This window comes from Rhodococcus sp. SBT000017 (assembly GCF_003688915.1).
In the GTDB taxonomy this organism is placed as follows: Bacteria; Actinomycetota; Actinomycetes; order Mycobacteriales; family Mycobacteriaceae; genus Rhodococcoides.
Genome location: NZ_REFU01000001.1, coordinates 639,834 through 653,556, shown reverse-complemented (window position 1 = coordinate 653,556; position 13,723 = coordinate 639,834). Strand labels below are relative to the sequence as shown.

Genomic DNA, 13,723 nt, shown 5'->3' with positions numbered 1-13,723 from the left:
CCTACCTCGCTCTCCCCCGCCACCCGGTCACGGGCAGTTCGAATTTCTTGACCATGCGATCGGCGAACGGTGCCGAATCGAGTCGTACCCATTTGATCGGTGACGCTCCCCGAACCACCTCGACGCGAGCGCCGGCCGGCAGGCTCAAGGTGCGCCTGCCATCGCAGAATACGAATCCCGCGTGTCCGCCGGCATCGATCTCGACCGCGACGATCGACGCGGGACTGGTGACGAGCGGCCGCGCGAACAGAGCATGTGCGTTGCTCGGAATCACCAGTATCGCTTCGAGTTCCGGCCACACCACCGGCCCGCCGGCCGAGAACGCGTATGCCGTCGAACCCGTCGGTGTGGAGACCAGCACACCGTCGCACCCGAATGCCGACACCGGTCGACCGTCGACTTCGAGGACCACCTCGAGTACTCCGAGCCGGGACCCGTTCTCGATGCTGGCTTCGTTCAGTGCCCATCCACGATCGACCACCTGGTCGCCGACGCGAATCGCGATGTCCAACGTCATGCGTTGCTCGATGCGGTAATCCCCGGCGATGACGCGGGCCAGGGCATCTTCGAGATGGTCGGCTTCGGCCTCCGCCAGGAAGCCGACGTGGCCGAGGTTGATGCCGAGCACCGGTATGGACGCTGCTTGCGCGAGTTCGGCTGCGCGCAGGAAGGTCCCGTCACCGCCGAGAACGAGAACCATCTCGCAGCCTGCGGCCGCGTCCGGTCCGAACTCGACGACGTTGAGCTTCATGTCGGCGACGAACACGTGGTCGTGTTCCTCTGTTTCGGACGCCTCGATCTTCGATGGCTCGACCTCGTCCACGAGCACGCGAAGGCAGATGCCCGCTTCGTCGAACACCTTGCCCACACGACGCGCAGTTTCGGCGATGTCCGGTCGACCAGGATGGGCGACGAGAAGAATCTCTCGAGTCGACTCCCGTTCCGGTGCTGCGTGGGACGGAGTCACTGTGGTCCTTCCTCGATCGCGAGCCGGACGAGTTCCGTGATGTCGGCGCTCGGCGAGTCCTCGCCTGCACCTGCCCTCAGCCACAAAAAGTACTCGACATTGCCCGACGGCCCCGGCAGTGGGCTTGCTGCAACGGCCTGGACAGTGAGATTCAAGCTGACGGCCGCGTTGGCCACATCCTCGACGGCCTCGGCTCGCAGCGCAGGATCCCGCACCACACCACCGGCACCCACGCGATCCTTGCCGACCTCGAACTGTGGCTTGACCATCAACACCATGTTGGTGCCCGGCTTCGAGCAAGCAACGAATGCGGGAAGAACGAGCTTCAACGAGATGAACGACAGATCTGCGACGATCACGTCCACCGGTCCACCGATCGTCTCGGCGTCGATCGACCGAACGTTCGTGCGGTCGACTACGTGGACACGGTCGTCGGATTGCAGGCGCCACACCAGCTGCCCGTATCCGACGTCCACGGCAACCACCTCACGCACGCCTCGACTGAGAAGAACGTCGGTGAACCCACCGGTGGATGCACCGGCGTCCAGGCAACGAGCGTGCTCGAGGGTCAAGCCGAGCGGCTCGAAAGCGTCGAGAGCGCCGAGCAACTTGTGGGCGCCGCGGGATGCCCACGAGACCTCGTTGTCTTCTTCTGCCACCAGCAGCGGGGTGCCCGGCTCCACCGCGGTCGCGGGTTTCGAGGCAACGGTCCCGGCAATCTTCACCCGGCCTGCTTCGATCAACTCCGAAGCGTGCTCCCGTGATCGAGCGAGTCCACGACGCACCAGCTCGGCGTCGACACGTGCGCGACGAGCCACGTCAGGTCTTGTCGACTGTGGTCAGGGCGCGCACAAGAACCTCGTGCGCGCGGTCGAGCAAACTCGCGTCGCGCGCGAGGGCGTCGGAGTCCACAGCATCGGAACCGTCGTCGTCCGTCGACTCGATGGTGAGCTGATTCAGCAGCGAGGAAACTTCGGCGCGAACAGTGTCCGGATCTGCCGACGACTCATCGCCGACACCGCTCGGCCGGTGCTGTCCTGGTAGTGGAATAGAGGCGCTCATCGCCTGTCACGCTATCGGATGGGTACGACGAACGCCCGATCGCCGCCGCCCTCCGAACGCTGCTGTCGAATGCTGCGTCAGCACCCGAGCAGCGAACGCAGATCGCCGAGTCGATCCCCCTCGAAGCGGACGTCCGAGAAGGCCGAACCGGACCAGGCGACGTGCAGTGTGGCGAGCGCACCCTCGAACGCATCCGGCGTACCGTCCCCGCTGTACCGCACCGACAGCACCTCGTTCTCGATGCCGACCGTCCAACCGGTCTTGCTACCGACGCTCGACGCGATCTCGTCCCTGTTCAGGACTCCGAGATCGGGGCCGATGTGAGTGGGCCGCAGATGCCGAGGAGCACGCAGCAGCTCGGCAGCAGTACTTACTCCGGTCAACACCAGCAACGACGGCAAGCCGATTTCGTTCGCTCCGGCGATGTCGGTGTCTAGCCGGTCTCCGACAACCAGGGCCGAACGTGCTCCGCTGCGCTCGATGGCGTCGTGCATGATCGGGGCGGCCGGCTTGCCGGCCACGATGGGCTCGATATCGGTGGCGTTGCGAACCGCCGCGACCATCGAGCCGTTCCCCAGCACGAGTCCTCGCTCGGTCGGCAAGGTGGCATCGATGTTCGTAGCCACCCACAGCGCACCCGCACGGATGGCGAGGACGGCCTCGGCAAGCATCTTCCAGCCTGTATCGACCGAGTGACCCTGCACCACCGCAACCGGATCGTCGTCGGCAGATCTGACCGGCACCAGACCGACCTTGGTGATCTCGTTCGCCAATGCGTCGGTGCCGACGACGAGCACTCGGGAACCCGGGTCCAGCCTGCCCGCGAGCACACGGGCACCGGCCTCGGAACTGGTGACGACGAACTCTGCAGAGGTATCGAAGCCGAGACTGCGCAGATGTTCGGCAACGTCCGCGGGGGCGCGACTGGCGTTGTTCGTGACGAAGTACTGCTTCTCCGAACCACCCGACAGTGCTTCGACTGCACCGGGAATGGGGTCCTTGCCTGCATAGACGGTGCCGTCGAGGTCGAGCAGTAGCACGTCGTGCGCGTCGCGCAGCAGCGTCACTGACTGCCTCCCGACAACTCCTCGACCCGCTCTTCTGCGTCGGTCTCACCATCGACATCGGCCGCCGCAGCGTTGAGGAACCACTTCACACCTTCGTCGACGCGACCTGCCGCAACCAGCGCGTCGGCGTAGACGTAAAACAGGCGAGCAGCAGCGGTTCCGGATCGCGACGCGTCGAGATCCGGGGTCTGCAGCGTGACGACGGCCTGGTCGTACTGGTTCAGATCCATCCGAGCACCTGCCACGACGATCCGAAGCTCCGACGCTTCCTCGCCGGTCAACTCACGAGCCTCGTCGCTGCGACCGAGTTCGATAGCGCGCTCGGGACGTCCGAGTCCGCGCTCGCAGTCGGCCATCACCGCAATCAGACCCGGCCCGCCTGCCATGCGTCGGGCGGCGCGAAGCTCGGACAATGCTTCTGCCCACTCACCGGCGTGGTACGCCGCGATGCCTGCGGTCTCACGCACTACGGCGATGCGGCCGGCTCGCTGACGAGCAGCGCGCGCATGCAGCAGCGCCAACTGCGGATCGTCGTCGAGCAGCTTGCTGGTCATCACGAGGTGACGGGCAACGGCGGTTGCGTTGTTCTTGTCCAAGCTCAACAGGTCTCGACGCACCGCTGGTTCGAGCTGTCCGGCTTCGACCTCGTCGGGCAGATCCGGCTCATCGGGACGCGGCGGTCGACGGTCGGACGATGCGCTGTTTCCGCGCCGGTCTCCGGAGAACCCACCTTCACCGCCACGTCTGCGGGGAGGACCGTCGGAACGACGCGGGTCTCCGCGGCGGTCCTGAGCGCGGGGGTTGCGGTCTCGGGACTCGCTCGGGCGGTTGCCGCCGTCCCCTCGGGAGGGTCGACGATCGTTGTTGTCTTCCGACACGGGCGTCCTTTCGGAATTTCGATACAAACGCAAAAAGGGGACCCACCAAGTGGGTCCCCTTCTTACAACGGGTGTTCGGCGGTGTCCTACTCTCCCACACCCTGTCGAGTGCAGTACCATCGGCGCTGGAGGGCTTAGCTTCCGGGTTCGGAATGGGACCGGGCGTTTCCCCTCCGCTATGGCCGCCGTAACTCTGCGAAACAGTGTCACGAGCGAAACCTCTCACCCACACGCGTGTGGGTAGCGGATTCGTGTATTCGATTGTGCTTGCTGAATCAACTCGTGTGTTGTTTCAGATATTGCACAGTGGACGCGTAGCTTCTTTGTGGTAAGTCCTCGGCCTATTAGTACCAGTCACCTGCACCCATTGCTGGGCTTCCAGTTCTGGCCTATCAACCCGGTGGTCTGCCGGGGGCCTTACCCCCTCGAGGGGGTGAGAAACCTCATCTTGGAACAGGCTTCCCGCTTAGATGCTTTCAGCGGTTATCCCTTCCGAACGTAGCCAACCAGCGGTGCTCCTGGTGGAACAACTGGCACACCAGAGGTTCGTCCGTCCCGGTCCTCTCGTACTAGGGACAGCCTTCCTCAAGTTTCTTACGCGCGCGGCGGATAGAGACCGAACTGTCTCACGACGTTCTAAACCCAGCTCGCGTGCCGCTTTAATGGGCGAACAGCCCAACCCTTGGGACCTACTCCAGCCCCAGGATGCGACGAGCCGACATCGAGGTGCCAAACCATCCCGTCGATATGGACTCTTGGGGAAGATCAGCCTGTTATCCCCGGGGTACCTTTTATCCGTTGAGCGACACCGCTTCCACTTGCCGGTGCCGGATCACTAGTCCCGACTTTCGTCCCTGCTCGACTTGTCAGTCTCACAGTCAAGCTCCCTTGTGCACTTGCACTCGACACCTGATTGCCAACCAGGCTGAGGGAACCTTTGGGCGCCTCCGTTACATTTTAGGAGGCAACCGCCCCAGTTAAACTACCCACCAGGCACTGTCCCTGAACCAGATCATGGTCCGAGGTTGAGGTATCCAATACGATCAGAGTGGTATTTCAACAACGACTCCACAGTAACTGGCGTCACCGCTTCACAGTCTCCCACCTATCCTACACAAACCGAACCGAACACCAATACCAAGCTGTAGTGAAGGTCCCGGGGTCTTTTCGTCCTGCCGCGCGTAACGAGCATCTTTACTCGTAATGCAATTTCGCCGAGTCTATGGTTGAGACAGCTGAGAAGTCGTTACGCCATTCGTGCAGGTCGGAACTTACCCGACAAGGAATTTCGCTACCTTAGGATGGTTATAGTTACCACCGCCGTTTACTGGGGCTTAAATTCTCAGCTTCGCTCTTACGAGCTAACCGGTCCTCTTAACCTTCCAGCACCGGGCAGGCGTCAGTCCGTATACATCGTCTTACGACTTCGCACGGACCTGTGTTTTTAGTAAACAGTCGCTTCTCACTGGTCTCTGCGGCCCCACCCAGCTCACACTGCAAGAGTGATCACCGGACAGGGCCCCCTTCTCCCGAAGTTACGGGGGCATTTTGCCGAGTTCCTTAACCATAGTTATCTCGATCGCCTTAGTATTCTCTACCTGACCACCTGTGTCGGTTTGGGGTACGGGCCGTGTAACAACTCACTAGAGGCTTTTCTCGGCAGCATAGGATCACTGAATTCGCCTCAATCGGCTACGCATCACCTCTCAGGCTTGTATGAACGGCGGATTTGCCTACCGTTCGCCCTACAGGCTTACACCAGTACAACCACTGACTGGCCCAGCTACCTTCCTGCGTCACCCCATCGCTTGGCTACTACCAGATCAGGTCCCACGCATCCACCACACGCCTCACTCTCGAAAGAGATCAGTCACGTGGATTCAGGGTGGTTAGTGTCACTGATTCACCATGGGCGCGGTTACACGGGTACGGGAATATCAACCCGTTGTCCATCGGCTACGCCTGTCGGCCTCGTCTTAGGTCCCGACTCACCCTGGGCGGATTAACCTGGCCCAGGAACCCTTGGTCATTCGGCGGACGAGTTTCTCACTCGTCTTTCGCTACTCATGCCTGCATTCTCACTCGCGCAGCCTCCACACCTGGATCACTCCGATGCTTCCATGGCTGCACGACGCTCCCCTACCCACCCACACACCTGGCTGAACCCTCGCAAGAGAACAGCGGGCTATTGTGTGAGTGCCGCAGCTTCGGTGGTGTACTTGAGCCCCGCTACATTGTCGGCGCAGGATCACTTGACCAGTGAGCTATTACGCACTCTTTCAAGGGTGGCTGCTTCTAAGCCAACCTCCTGGTTGTCTTCGCGACCCCACATCCTTTTCCACTTAGTACACGCTTAGGGACCTTAGCTGGCGATCTGGGCTGTTTCCCTCTCGACTACGAACCTTATCGCCCGCAGTCTCACTGCCACGCTCTCACTCACCGGCATTCGGAGTTTGGCTGATTTCGGTAAGCTTGTAGGCCCCCTAGACCATCCAGTAGCTCTACCTCCGGCGAGAAACACGTGACGCTGCACCTAAATGCATTTCGGGGAGAACCAGCTATCACGGAGTTTGATTGGCCTTTCACCCCTACCCACAACTCATCCCCTCAGTTTTCAACCTAAGTGGGTTCGGTCCTCCACGACGTCTTACCGTCGCTTCAACCTGGCCATGGGTAGATCACTCCGCTTCGGGTCTAGAACACGCCACTACACCACACAAGGTGGATACGCCCTATTCGGACTCGCTTTCGCTACGGCTACCCCACACGGGTTAACCTCGCGACATGCCACTAACTCGCAGGCTCATTCTTCAAAAGGCACGCCATCACCAGCAACAGTAAACTGTTCACCAGCTTTGACGGATTGTAAGCGCACGGTTTCAGGTACTATTTCACTCCCCTCCCGGGGTACTTTTCACCTTTCCCTCACGGTACTAGTCCGCTATCGGTCACCAGGGAGTATTCAGGCTTATCGGGTGGTCCCGACAGATTCACAGCAGATTTCACGGGCCCGCTGCTACTTGGGTATCCACAACGACAGTTGCAATGTTTTCGTCTACGGGACTCTCACCCTCTACGACAGGCCGTTCCAGACCACTTCGACTAACACCACAATTTCTCACTGTCGGCCGATCCGGCAGAATCGACAATGCAAACCCCACAACCCTCCATACGCAACCCCTGCCGGGTATCACACGCACAAAGTTTGGCCTCATCCGCTTTCGCTCGCCACTACTCACGGAATCACTATTGTTTTCTCTTCCTGTGGGTACTGAGATGTTTCACTTCCCCACGTTCCCTCCACACACCCTATATATTCAGGTGCAGGTAACACGACATCACTCGTGCTGGGTTTCCCCATTCGGACACCCTCGGATCACAGCTCGGTTGACAGCTCCCCGAGGCTTATCGCAGCCTCCTACGTCCTTCATCGGCTCCTGGTGCCAAGGCATCCACCGTACGCTCTTCATTACTTACAACAAAGATGCTCGCGTCCACTGTGCAATTCTCAAACAACACACACCACCATGTTCGCGCCACCCTCAGACACCGAGAAATTCTCACCCCTCGGCCGATAGAACCAGCCATGACAGCCTGTATATGTCTTGCCTAGAAAGAAACACTCGCGTGTTCTCTCAGGACCCAACAGTGCATCGATATAGTTCCTGCCGGCGAAACATGGTTTCGCGTTCTGCAGGATCTGATTGTCAGTGTTCCACCCGTGAGCTCCCGCCGTTCCACGTGTGGGAACGAAACGGGCTCTGCCAGACCATCATCCGAGCACCTGTGTGCTGGTACATGGTCTGGAGAATGCTCCTTAGAAAGGAGGTGATCCAGCCGCACCTTCCGGTACGGCTACCTTGTTACGACTTCGTCCCAATCGCCGATCCCACCTTCGACGGCTCCCTCCCACGAGGGGTTAGGCCACCGGCTTCGGGTGTTACCGACTTTCATGACGTGACGGGCGGTGTGTACAAGGCCCGGGAACGTATTCACCGCAGCGTTGCTGATCTGCGATTACTAGCGACTCCGACTTCACGGGGTCGAGTTGCAGACCCCGATCCGAACTGAGACCAGCTTTAAGGGATTCGCTCCACCTCACGGTCTCGCAGCCCTCTGTACTGGCCATTGTAGCATGTGTGAAGCCCTGGACATAAGGGGCATGATGACTTGACGTCGTCCCCACCTTCCTCCGAGTTGACCCCGGCAGTCTCTTACGAGTCCCCGCCATAACGCGCTGGCAACATAAGACAAGGGTTGCGCTCGTTGCGGGACTTAACCCAACATCTCACGACACGAGCTGACGACAGCCATGCACCACCTGTACACCGACCACAAGGGGGACCGTATCTCTACGGTTTTCCGGTGTATGTCAAACCCAGGTAAGGTTCTTCGCGTTGCATCGAATTAATCCACATGCTCCGCCGCTTGTGCGGGCCCCCGTCAATTCCTTTGAGTTTTAGCCTTGCGGCCGTACTCCCCAGGCGGGGCGCTTAATGCGTTAGCTACGGCACAGATCCCGTGGAAGGAACCCACACCTAGCGCCCACCGTTTACGGCGTGGACTACCAGGGTATCTAATCCTGTTTGCTACCCACGCTTTCGTTCCTCAGCGTCAGTTGTTTCCCAGAGACCCGCCTTCGCCACCGGTGTTCCTCCTGATATCTGCGCATTTCACCGCTACACCAGGAATTCCAGTCTCCCCTGAAACACTCAAGTCTGCCCGTATCGCCTGCAAGCCCGAAGTTGAGCCCCGGGTTTTCACAAACGACGCGACAAACCGCCTACGAACTCTTTACGCCCAGTAATTCCGGACAACGCTCGCACCCTACGTATTACCGCGGCTGCTGGCACGTAGTTAGCCGGTGCTTCTTCTGCAGGTACCGTCACTCACGCTTCGTCCCTGCTGAAAGAGGTTTACAACCCGAAGGCCTTCATCCCTCACGCGGCGTCGCTGCATCAGGCTTCCGCCCATTGTGCAATATTCCCCACTGCTGCCTCCCGTAGGAGTCTGGGCCGTGTCTCAGTCCCAGTGTGGCCGGTCACCCTCTCAGGTCGGCTACCCGTCGTCGCCTTGGTAGGCCATTACCCCACCAACAAGCTGATAGGCCGCGGGCCCATCCTGCACCGATAAATCTTTCCACCACAACACATGCATGCTGTAGTCATATCCGGTATTAGACCCAGTTTCCCAAGCTTATCCCAGAGTGCAGGGCAGATCACCCACGTGTTACTCACCCGTTCGCCGCTCGTGTACCCCGAAAGGCCTTACCGCTCGACTTGCATGTGTTAAGCACGCCGCCAGCGTTCGTCCTGAGCCAGGATCAAACTCTCCGTAAAAGACCTGCGAAACAACAACCCCACCCCCGAAAAGAGAGCAGAAGCTGCGAATCAGTCAAAGACATCAAGTCAAATCACTAGCAGAAAAACTCAACTAGCATTCAAAACAACACCCGACAACAACCACCACAAGCGGATGATTGATACATCGAATGCATTCACCAAAACAAATAACTTCGGCACTGACATTCATCGACACACTGTTGAGTTCTCAAAGAACACGCACACACCATTCACCTTCGAGCTGAAGCTCGTGGGTGTCCGGGGCAACCGTTCCAGCTTAGATCAGATGATCCAACACAGTCAAACTGGCTTCTCATCCGTGAAGGAGTCGAACCTTGCGGCTCATCTACCTTCATTGTGTCGGGAGCGAACTCCGCGTTGCTCAGGCCTTGCGGTCTGGGCTGGCGTCCGTGTCGCTCTGACCTGGACAAAGTTACGCCGCGGATAACAACGCGTCAAATCCCCAGGTCGTTCACGCGTGATTCGCGTGAACAGCCTGGTCGCAACCGGTCACTTACCCACCTGACGGGCCTCGTAACCAAATTACATGGATGTGACTCCGGCCACTGACAACGACCGAGATTCAGCCGGCGATTCGGGCACCCGCGAAGTTCCGCTTTCCGCGTCGGACCACCAACCACCGGCCGTGCAGGAGATCGTCCGCACCGGGCGTCCACTCTTCGTCCGAAATCTTGACGTTGTTGACCGACGCGCCGCCCTCCTTGACCGCGCGTCGGGCAGCGCCCTTGCTCTCACTCAACCCCGTCGCGACGAGCAGATCGACGATGGTGTTCGGTGCACCGGCTTCGATGTCCGCGACGGACGCTTCCTGCAGCGCTGCGGCGAGCGTCTTCTCGTCGAGTTCCGTTAGTTCGGCCCGGCCGAACAGTGCCTGGCTGGCGAGTTCGACCGATCGCGTCGCCGCTTCACCGTGGACGAGCGTCGTCATCTCGGCGGCCAGGCGCTTCTGCGCTTCGCGCGCATGCGGACGCTCAGTGGTCGCCGACTCGAGTTCTGCCAACTCGTCCTTGGACAGGAAGGTGAACCAGCGCAGGTACTTCACCACGTCCGCGTCACCGGTATTCACGAAGTACTGGTACCAGGCGTACGGGCTCGTCATCTCCGGATCGAGCCACAGACTGCCGCCTCCGGTGGATTTACCGAACTTCTTACCATCGGCGGACGTGACCAGGGGAACCGTCATGGCGTGGACCGACTCTGCGTCCTGGCGCCGGTTCAGTTCCACCCCGGCGATGATGTTTCCCCACTGATCGGAGCCACCGATCTGGAGGCTGCAGCCGTATTGCCGGCGAAGCTGCACGTAGTCGTTCGCCTGCAGCAGCATGTAGCTGAACTCGGTGTACGACATTCCGTCGCTTTCGAGCCGGTTCTTCACCGTCTCGCGAGCAAGCATCACGTTGATCGAGAAGTGTTTACCGATGTCCCGAAGAAAATCGATCGCGGACAGCTCCCCCGTCCAGGACAGATTGTTCACCACCACTGCGCCCGTCGGGCTCTCGTCCATATCGACGAATCGCTCGAGCTGGCCACGGATGCGCGACGCCCACTCGGTGACGACCTCGCGGGAATTCATGGTCCGCTCCCCCACGTCGCGAGGGTCACCGATGAGTCCTGTCGCACCGCCGGCGAGAATGATCGGGCGGTGGCCTGCCCGCTGAAAACGTTTGAGTGCCAGCAACGGCACGAGGTGCCCTGCATGCAGCGAGGGACCTGTCGGATCGAAACCGGAGTACAGCGTGATCGGGCCCTCGGATGTGGCCTTCTTCAGCGCGTCCACATCGGTGGACTGCGCGATCAGTCCACGCCAGGTCATTTCGTCGATGATGTTCTCACTCACGACGTCGATTCTCCTGCATGGACGCATCCAGGCGTCGGTCAGGCCTCCGAGGCACCGGGAGCGGCGGCGCGGGGACTGCGTTTGTAGCTCGATACCGCCGGCGACCCGAGCACCCAGAAGCGCCACGGACGATCGGCCGCCGCACTCACCCCTACCCGTGGCCCCGACGCGACTGCCTTGTCGTGGAGCGGGCGCTCGAGAAGTTCGAGGGTGATGGCCGACGACGCGTCGAACACGTCCGTTCCGTTGTCTGCCAGCGAGACGCCCACGGCTCGACCGAGATTGCCCGGCCCGCGGGCCCAACCTGCCTCGACCCGTGCCGATCGACCGCGGCCGGTGCGCCTGCTCTCGACGACGTCGTGGCCCGCCACCACTTCCCCCGCTCGAAGCAACACGGCAGCGGCCGTTCCGTCCGGGCCACAGCTCACGTTCACACAGAGGTGCATTCCGTAACTCAGGTAGACGTAGAGACGCCCTGCAGGACCGAACATCACCTCGTTGCGAGCAGTCGGCCCCCGGAAGGAATGCGCGGCCGGATCGGGCCACGGACCGTCGAGCGGCCCACCGTAGGCCTCGACTTCCACAATGCGCACGGACACGTCGCCCACGGTGACGGTTCCACCGAGGATGCGTCGGGCTGCGTCGTCGGGCTCCCCGATCTCCAAGTCAGCGACATTCATCCCTCCCATGATGCTTCGCCCTTGACCAACGAGCGCAGACGGGGCTATGACTTCAATATCCGATGAGGCTGGAGGCCGATATGGCGTTCACCGGCGAACATGCCGTCGAGATCACGGGGCTGACGGTTCGCCGCGGTAAGCGAACGGTGCTGCGCAGCCTGTCCCTGACGATCCCTCGTGGTGCCATCACCGGGCTTCTCGGTCCCTCGGGCTGCGGCAAGACGACTCTGATGCGTGCGATCGTCGGCACTCAGATCGTGAGCAGTGGAACCGTGACAGTTCTCGGATCGCCGGCCGGCTCGCCGCCGTTGCGCCGCACAGTCGGCTACGTGACCCAGGCACCGAGCGTCTACCGAGATCTCACCGTTCGCGAGAACGTGCAGTACTTCGCGTCGCTGTACGGTCGCCGGCGTGCGGACGTCGCTTCCGCCATCGACTCGGTCGGACTGGCCGACCACGCGTCGTCGCGGGCGGGCGAACTCTCGGGTGGTCAGCTGGGGAGGGTCTCCCTGGCCAGCGCGCTGGTTGCCGAACCCGAGCTGATCGTCCTCGACGAACCGACGGTCGGCTTGGATCCCGTGCTGCGCTCGGAGCTGTGGTCGCGTTTCGCCGATATCGCGGCAAGCGGTACAACGGTGCTGGTCTCGAGCCATGTGATGGAGGAAGCGGAGCACTGCAGCCGTCTCGTTCTGATGCGCGACGGCACCGTGCTCGCCCAATCGAGCCCGGACGCGCTACTCGCGCGCACGAACGAAACGACCCTCGATCGCGCATTCCTGTCCCTCATCAGATCTACGGAGCAGGCATCGTGAACGCGCGGATCTACGCAGCCGGCACGGGCCGCATCCTGCGACAGCTCAGAGCCGACCATCGATCGGTCGCCATGGTTCTGCTCGTTCCGTCCCTGCTGATGGTGTTGCTGTACTACCTGTACCGAGACGTGCCGACCCCGCCGAATCAGCAGTCGTTGTTCGATCGGATCGCCATCACGATGCTCGGCATCCTGCCGTTCGTCGTCATGTTCCTGATCACGTCGATCTCGATGCAGCGTGAACGCACCTCGGGAACGCTCGAACGCCTGCTGACCACACCGATGTCCAAACTGGACCTGCTCGCGAGCTACGGGTCCGCCTTCTCGCTCGCCGCCATTGCACAGGCGCTGCTCGCGTGCACCGTCGCGTTCGGATTTCTCGGGCTCGACATCGAGGGCTCGGTCGGTTGGGTTCTGGTGATCGCAGTCCTGGGAGCGATGCTCGGCGTCGCCATCGGACTACTGTGCAGCGCATTCGCTCGCACCGAATTTCAAGCCGTTCAGTTCATGCCGGTCGTCGTGATTCCACAGCTGTTTCTGTGCGGACTCCTGGTGCCGCGTGACCAGATGCCGAATTGGCTGAGCACGATCAGCAATGTTCTGCCGCTGAGCTACCTGGTCGATGCGCTCCAGGAGATATCCCAGTACGCCGGAGTCACCGGGCGCATGTGGACCGACATCGCCGTGGTCACGGCGTTCACCGTTGCCGCACTGACCGGAGCCGCCGCCACATTGCGTCGACGAACCCAGTAGTCGACGAAGCCGGTGACCGGTCGAAAGTTCTAGGACGTGGCGCGCGACAGAATCGACTCGTGCTCGGCGTCGTCGACATCGCGGGCGTCGTCGGCGAGCAACACCGGGATTCCGTTCTCGATGGGATACGCACGCCGCAGACGCGGGTTGTAGAGCAATTCCCCTTCGATCAACAGCAGCGGGCCCTTGTCCACTGGGCACGCGAGAATGGAAAGCAGTGTCGAATCGATTGCCACAGGTGTCCTTCGTTCTGATCCGGTCGAACCGGAATGGTGTACTCGCTTACGCTACCGAACACGTTCAAT

Annotated in this window: 10 protein-coding genes and 3 rRNA genes; 2 read left to right on the top strand and 11 right to left on the bottom strand. The window is 61.0% G+C overall.

Annotation, left to right across the window (positions count from 1 at the left end):
- Position 1 precedes the first annotated feature (1 nt).
- The 10 genes from AYK61_RS02885 to AYK61_RS02840 form a co-directional block, all read right to left on the bottom strand.
- Complete coding sequence (locus AYK61_RS02885) at positions 2-967, bottom strand: NAD kinase (protein WP_121869736.1); 966 nt, start codon at positions 965-967, stop codon at positions 2-4.
- Positions 964-1,785, bottom strand: a complete 822-nt coding sequence (locus AYK61_RS02880; protein ID WP_121869735.1) for a TlyA family RNA methyltransferase — start codon at positions 1,783-1,785, stop codon at positions 964-966. The genes AYK61_RS02885 and AYK61_RS02880 overlap by 4 nt, the downstream gene beginning before the upstream one ends.
- Before the next feature lies 1 nt (position 1,786).
- Complete coding sequence (locus tag AYK61_RS02875) at positions 1,787-2,029, bottom strand: hypothetical protein (protein WP_121869734.1); 243 nt, start codon at positions 2,027-2,029, stop codon at positions 1,787-1,789.
- 77 nt (positions 2,030-2,106) lie between these two features.
- Positions 2,107-3,096 (bottom strand): HAD-IIA family hydrolase, encoded by a 990-nt coding sequence (locus tag AYK61_RS02870; RefSeq protein ID WP_121869733.1) that lies wholly within the window; start codon positions 3,094-3,096, stop codon positions 2,107-2,109.
- Complete coding sequence (locus tag AYK61_RS02865; protein WP_121869732.1) at positions 3,093-3,974, bottom strand: hypothetical protein; 882 nt, start codon at positions 3,972-3,974, stop codon at positions 3,093-3,095. Before AYK61_RS02865 ends, AYK61_RS02870 begins: the two co-directional genes overlap by 4 nt.
- Before the next feature lie 73 nt (positions 3,975-4,047).
- Positions 4,048-4,164 (bottom strand): 5S ribosomal RNA (rrf, locus tag AYK61_RS02860).
- 134 nt (positions 4,165-4,298) lie between these two features.
- Positions 4,299-7,453, bottom strand: a 23S ribosomal RNA gene (locus tag AYK61_RS02855).
- Between the two features lie 342 nt (positions 7,454-7,795).
- A 16S ribosomal RNA gene (locus AYK61_RS02850) occupies positions 7,796-9,313 on the bottom strand.
- Together the 16S, 23S and 5S rRNA genes form the textbook arrangement of a ribosomal RNA operon.
- Before the next feature lie 586 nt (positions 9,314-9,899).
- Positions 9,900-11,174 carry a tyrosine--tRNA ligase gene (gene tyrS / locus AYK61_RS02845; protein ID WP_121869731.1) on the bottom strand — a complete coding sequence of 425 codons (1,275 nt, stop codon included), beginning with the start codon at positions 11,172-11,174 and terminating at the stop codon, positions 9,900-9,902.
- Between the two features lie 38 nt (positions 11,175-11,212).
- Positions 11,213-11,854 carry a DNA-3-methyladenine glycosylase gene (locus tag AYK61_RS02840; protein ID WP_121869730.1) on the bottom strand — a complete coding sequence of 214 codons (642 nt, stop codon included), beginning with the start codon at positions 11,852-11,854 and terminating at the stop codon, positions 11,213-11,215.
- A gap of 80 nt (positions 11,855-11,934) precedes the next feature.
- Here AYK61_RS02840 and AYK61_RS02835 point away from each other — a divergent pair, with 80 nt between their 5' ends.
- Both AYK61_RS02835 and AYK61_RS02830 read left to right on the top strand, forming a co-directional pair.
- Positions 11,935-12,666 carry an ABC transporter ATP-binding protein gene (locus AYK61_RS02835; RefSeq protein ID WP_121869729.1) on the top strand — a complete coding sequence of 244 codons (732 nt, stop codon included), beginning with the start codon at positions 11,935-11,937 and terminating at the stop codon, positions 12,664-12,666.
- Positions 12,663-13,418 (top strand): ABC transporter permease, encoded by a 756-nt coding sequence (locus tag AYK61_RS02830; RefSeq protein WP_121869728.1) that lies wholly within the window; start codon positions 12,663-12,665, stop codon positions 13,416-13,418. The genes AYK61_RS02835 and AYK61_RS02830 overlap by 4 nt, the downstream gene beginning before the upstream one ends.
- 29 nt (positions 13,419-13,447) lie before the next feature.
- On the opposite strand, the gene AYK61_RS02825 is transcribed toward AYK61_RS02830, so the two are convergent.
- Positions 13,448-13,654 carry a Trm112 family protein gene (locus AYK61_RS02825; RefSeq protein ID WP_032394286.1) on the bottom strand — a complete coding sequence of 69 codons (207 nt, stop codon included), beginning with the start codon at positions 13,652-13,654 and terminating at the stop codon, positions 13,448-13,450.
- Positions 13,655-13,723 lie beyond the last annotated feature (69 nt).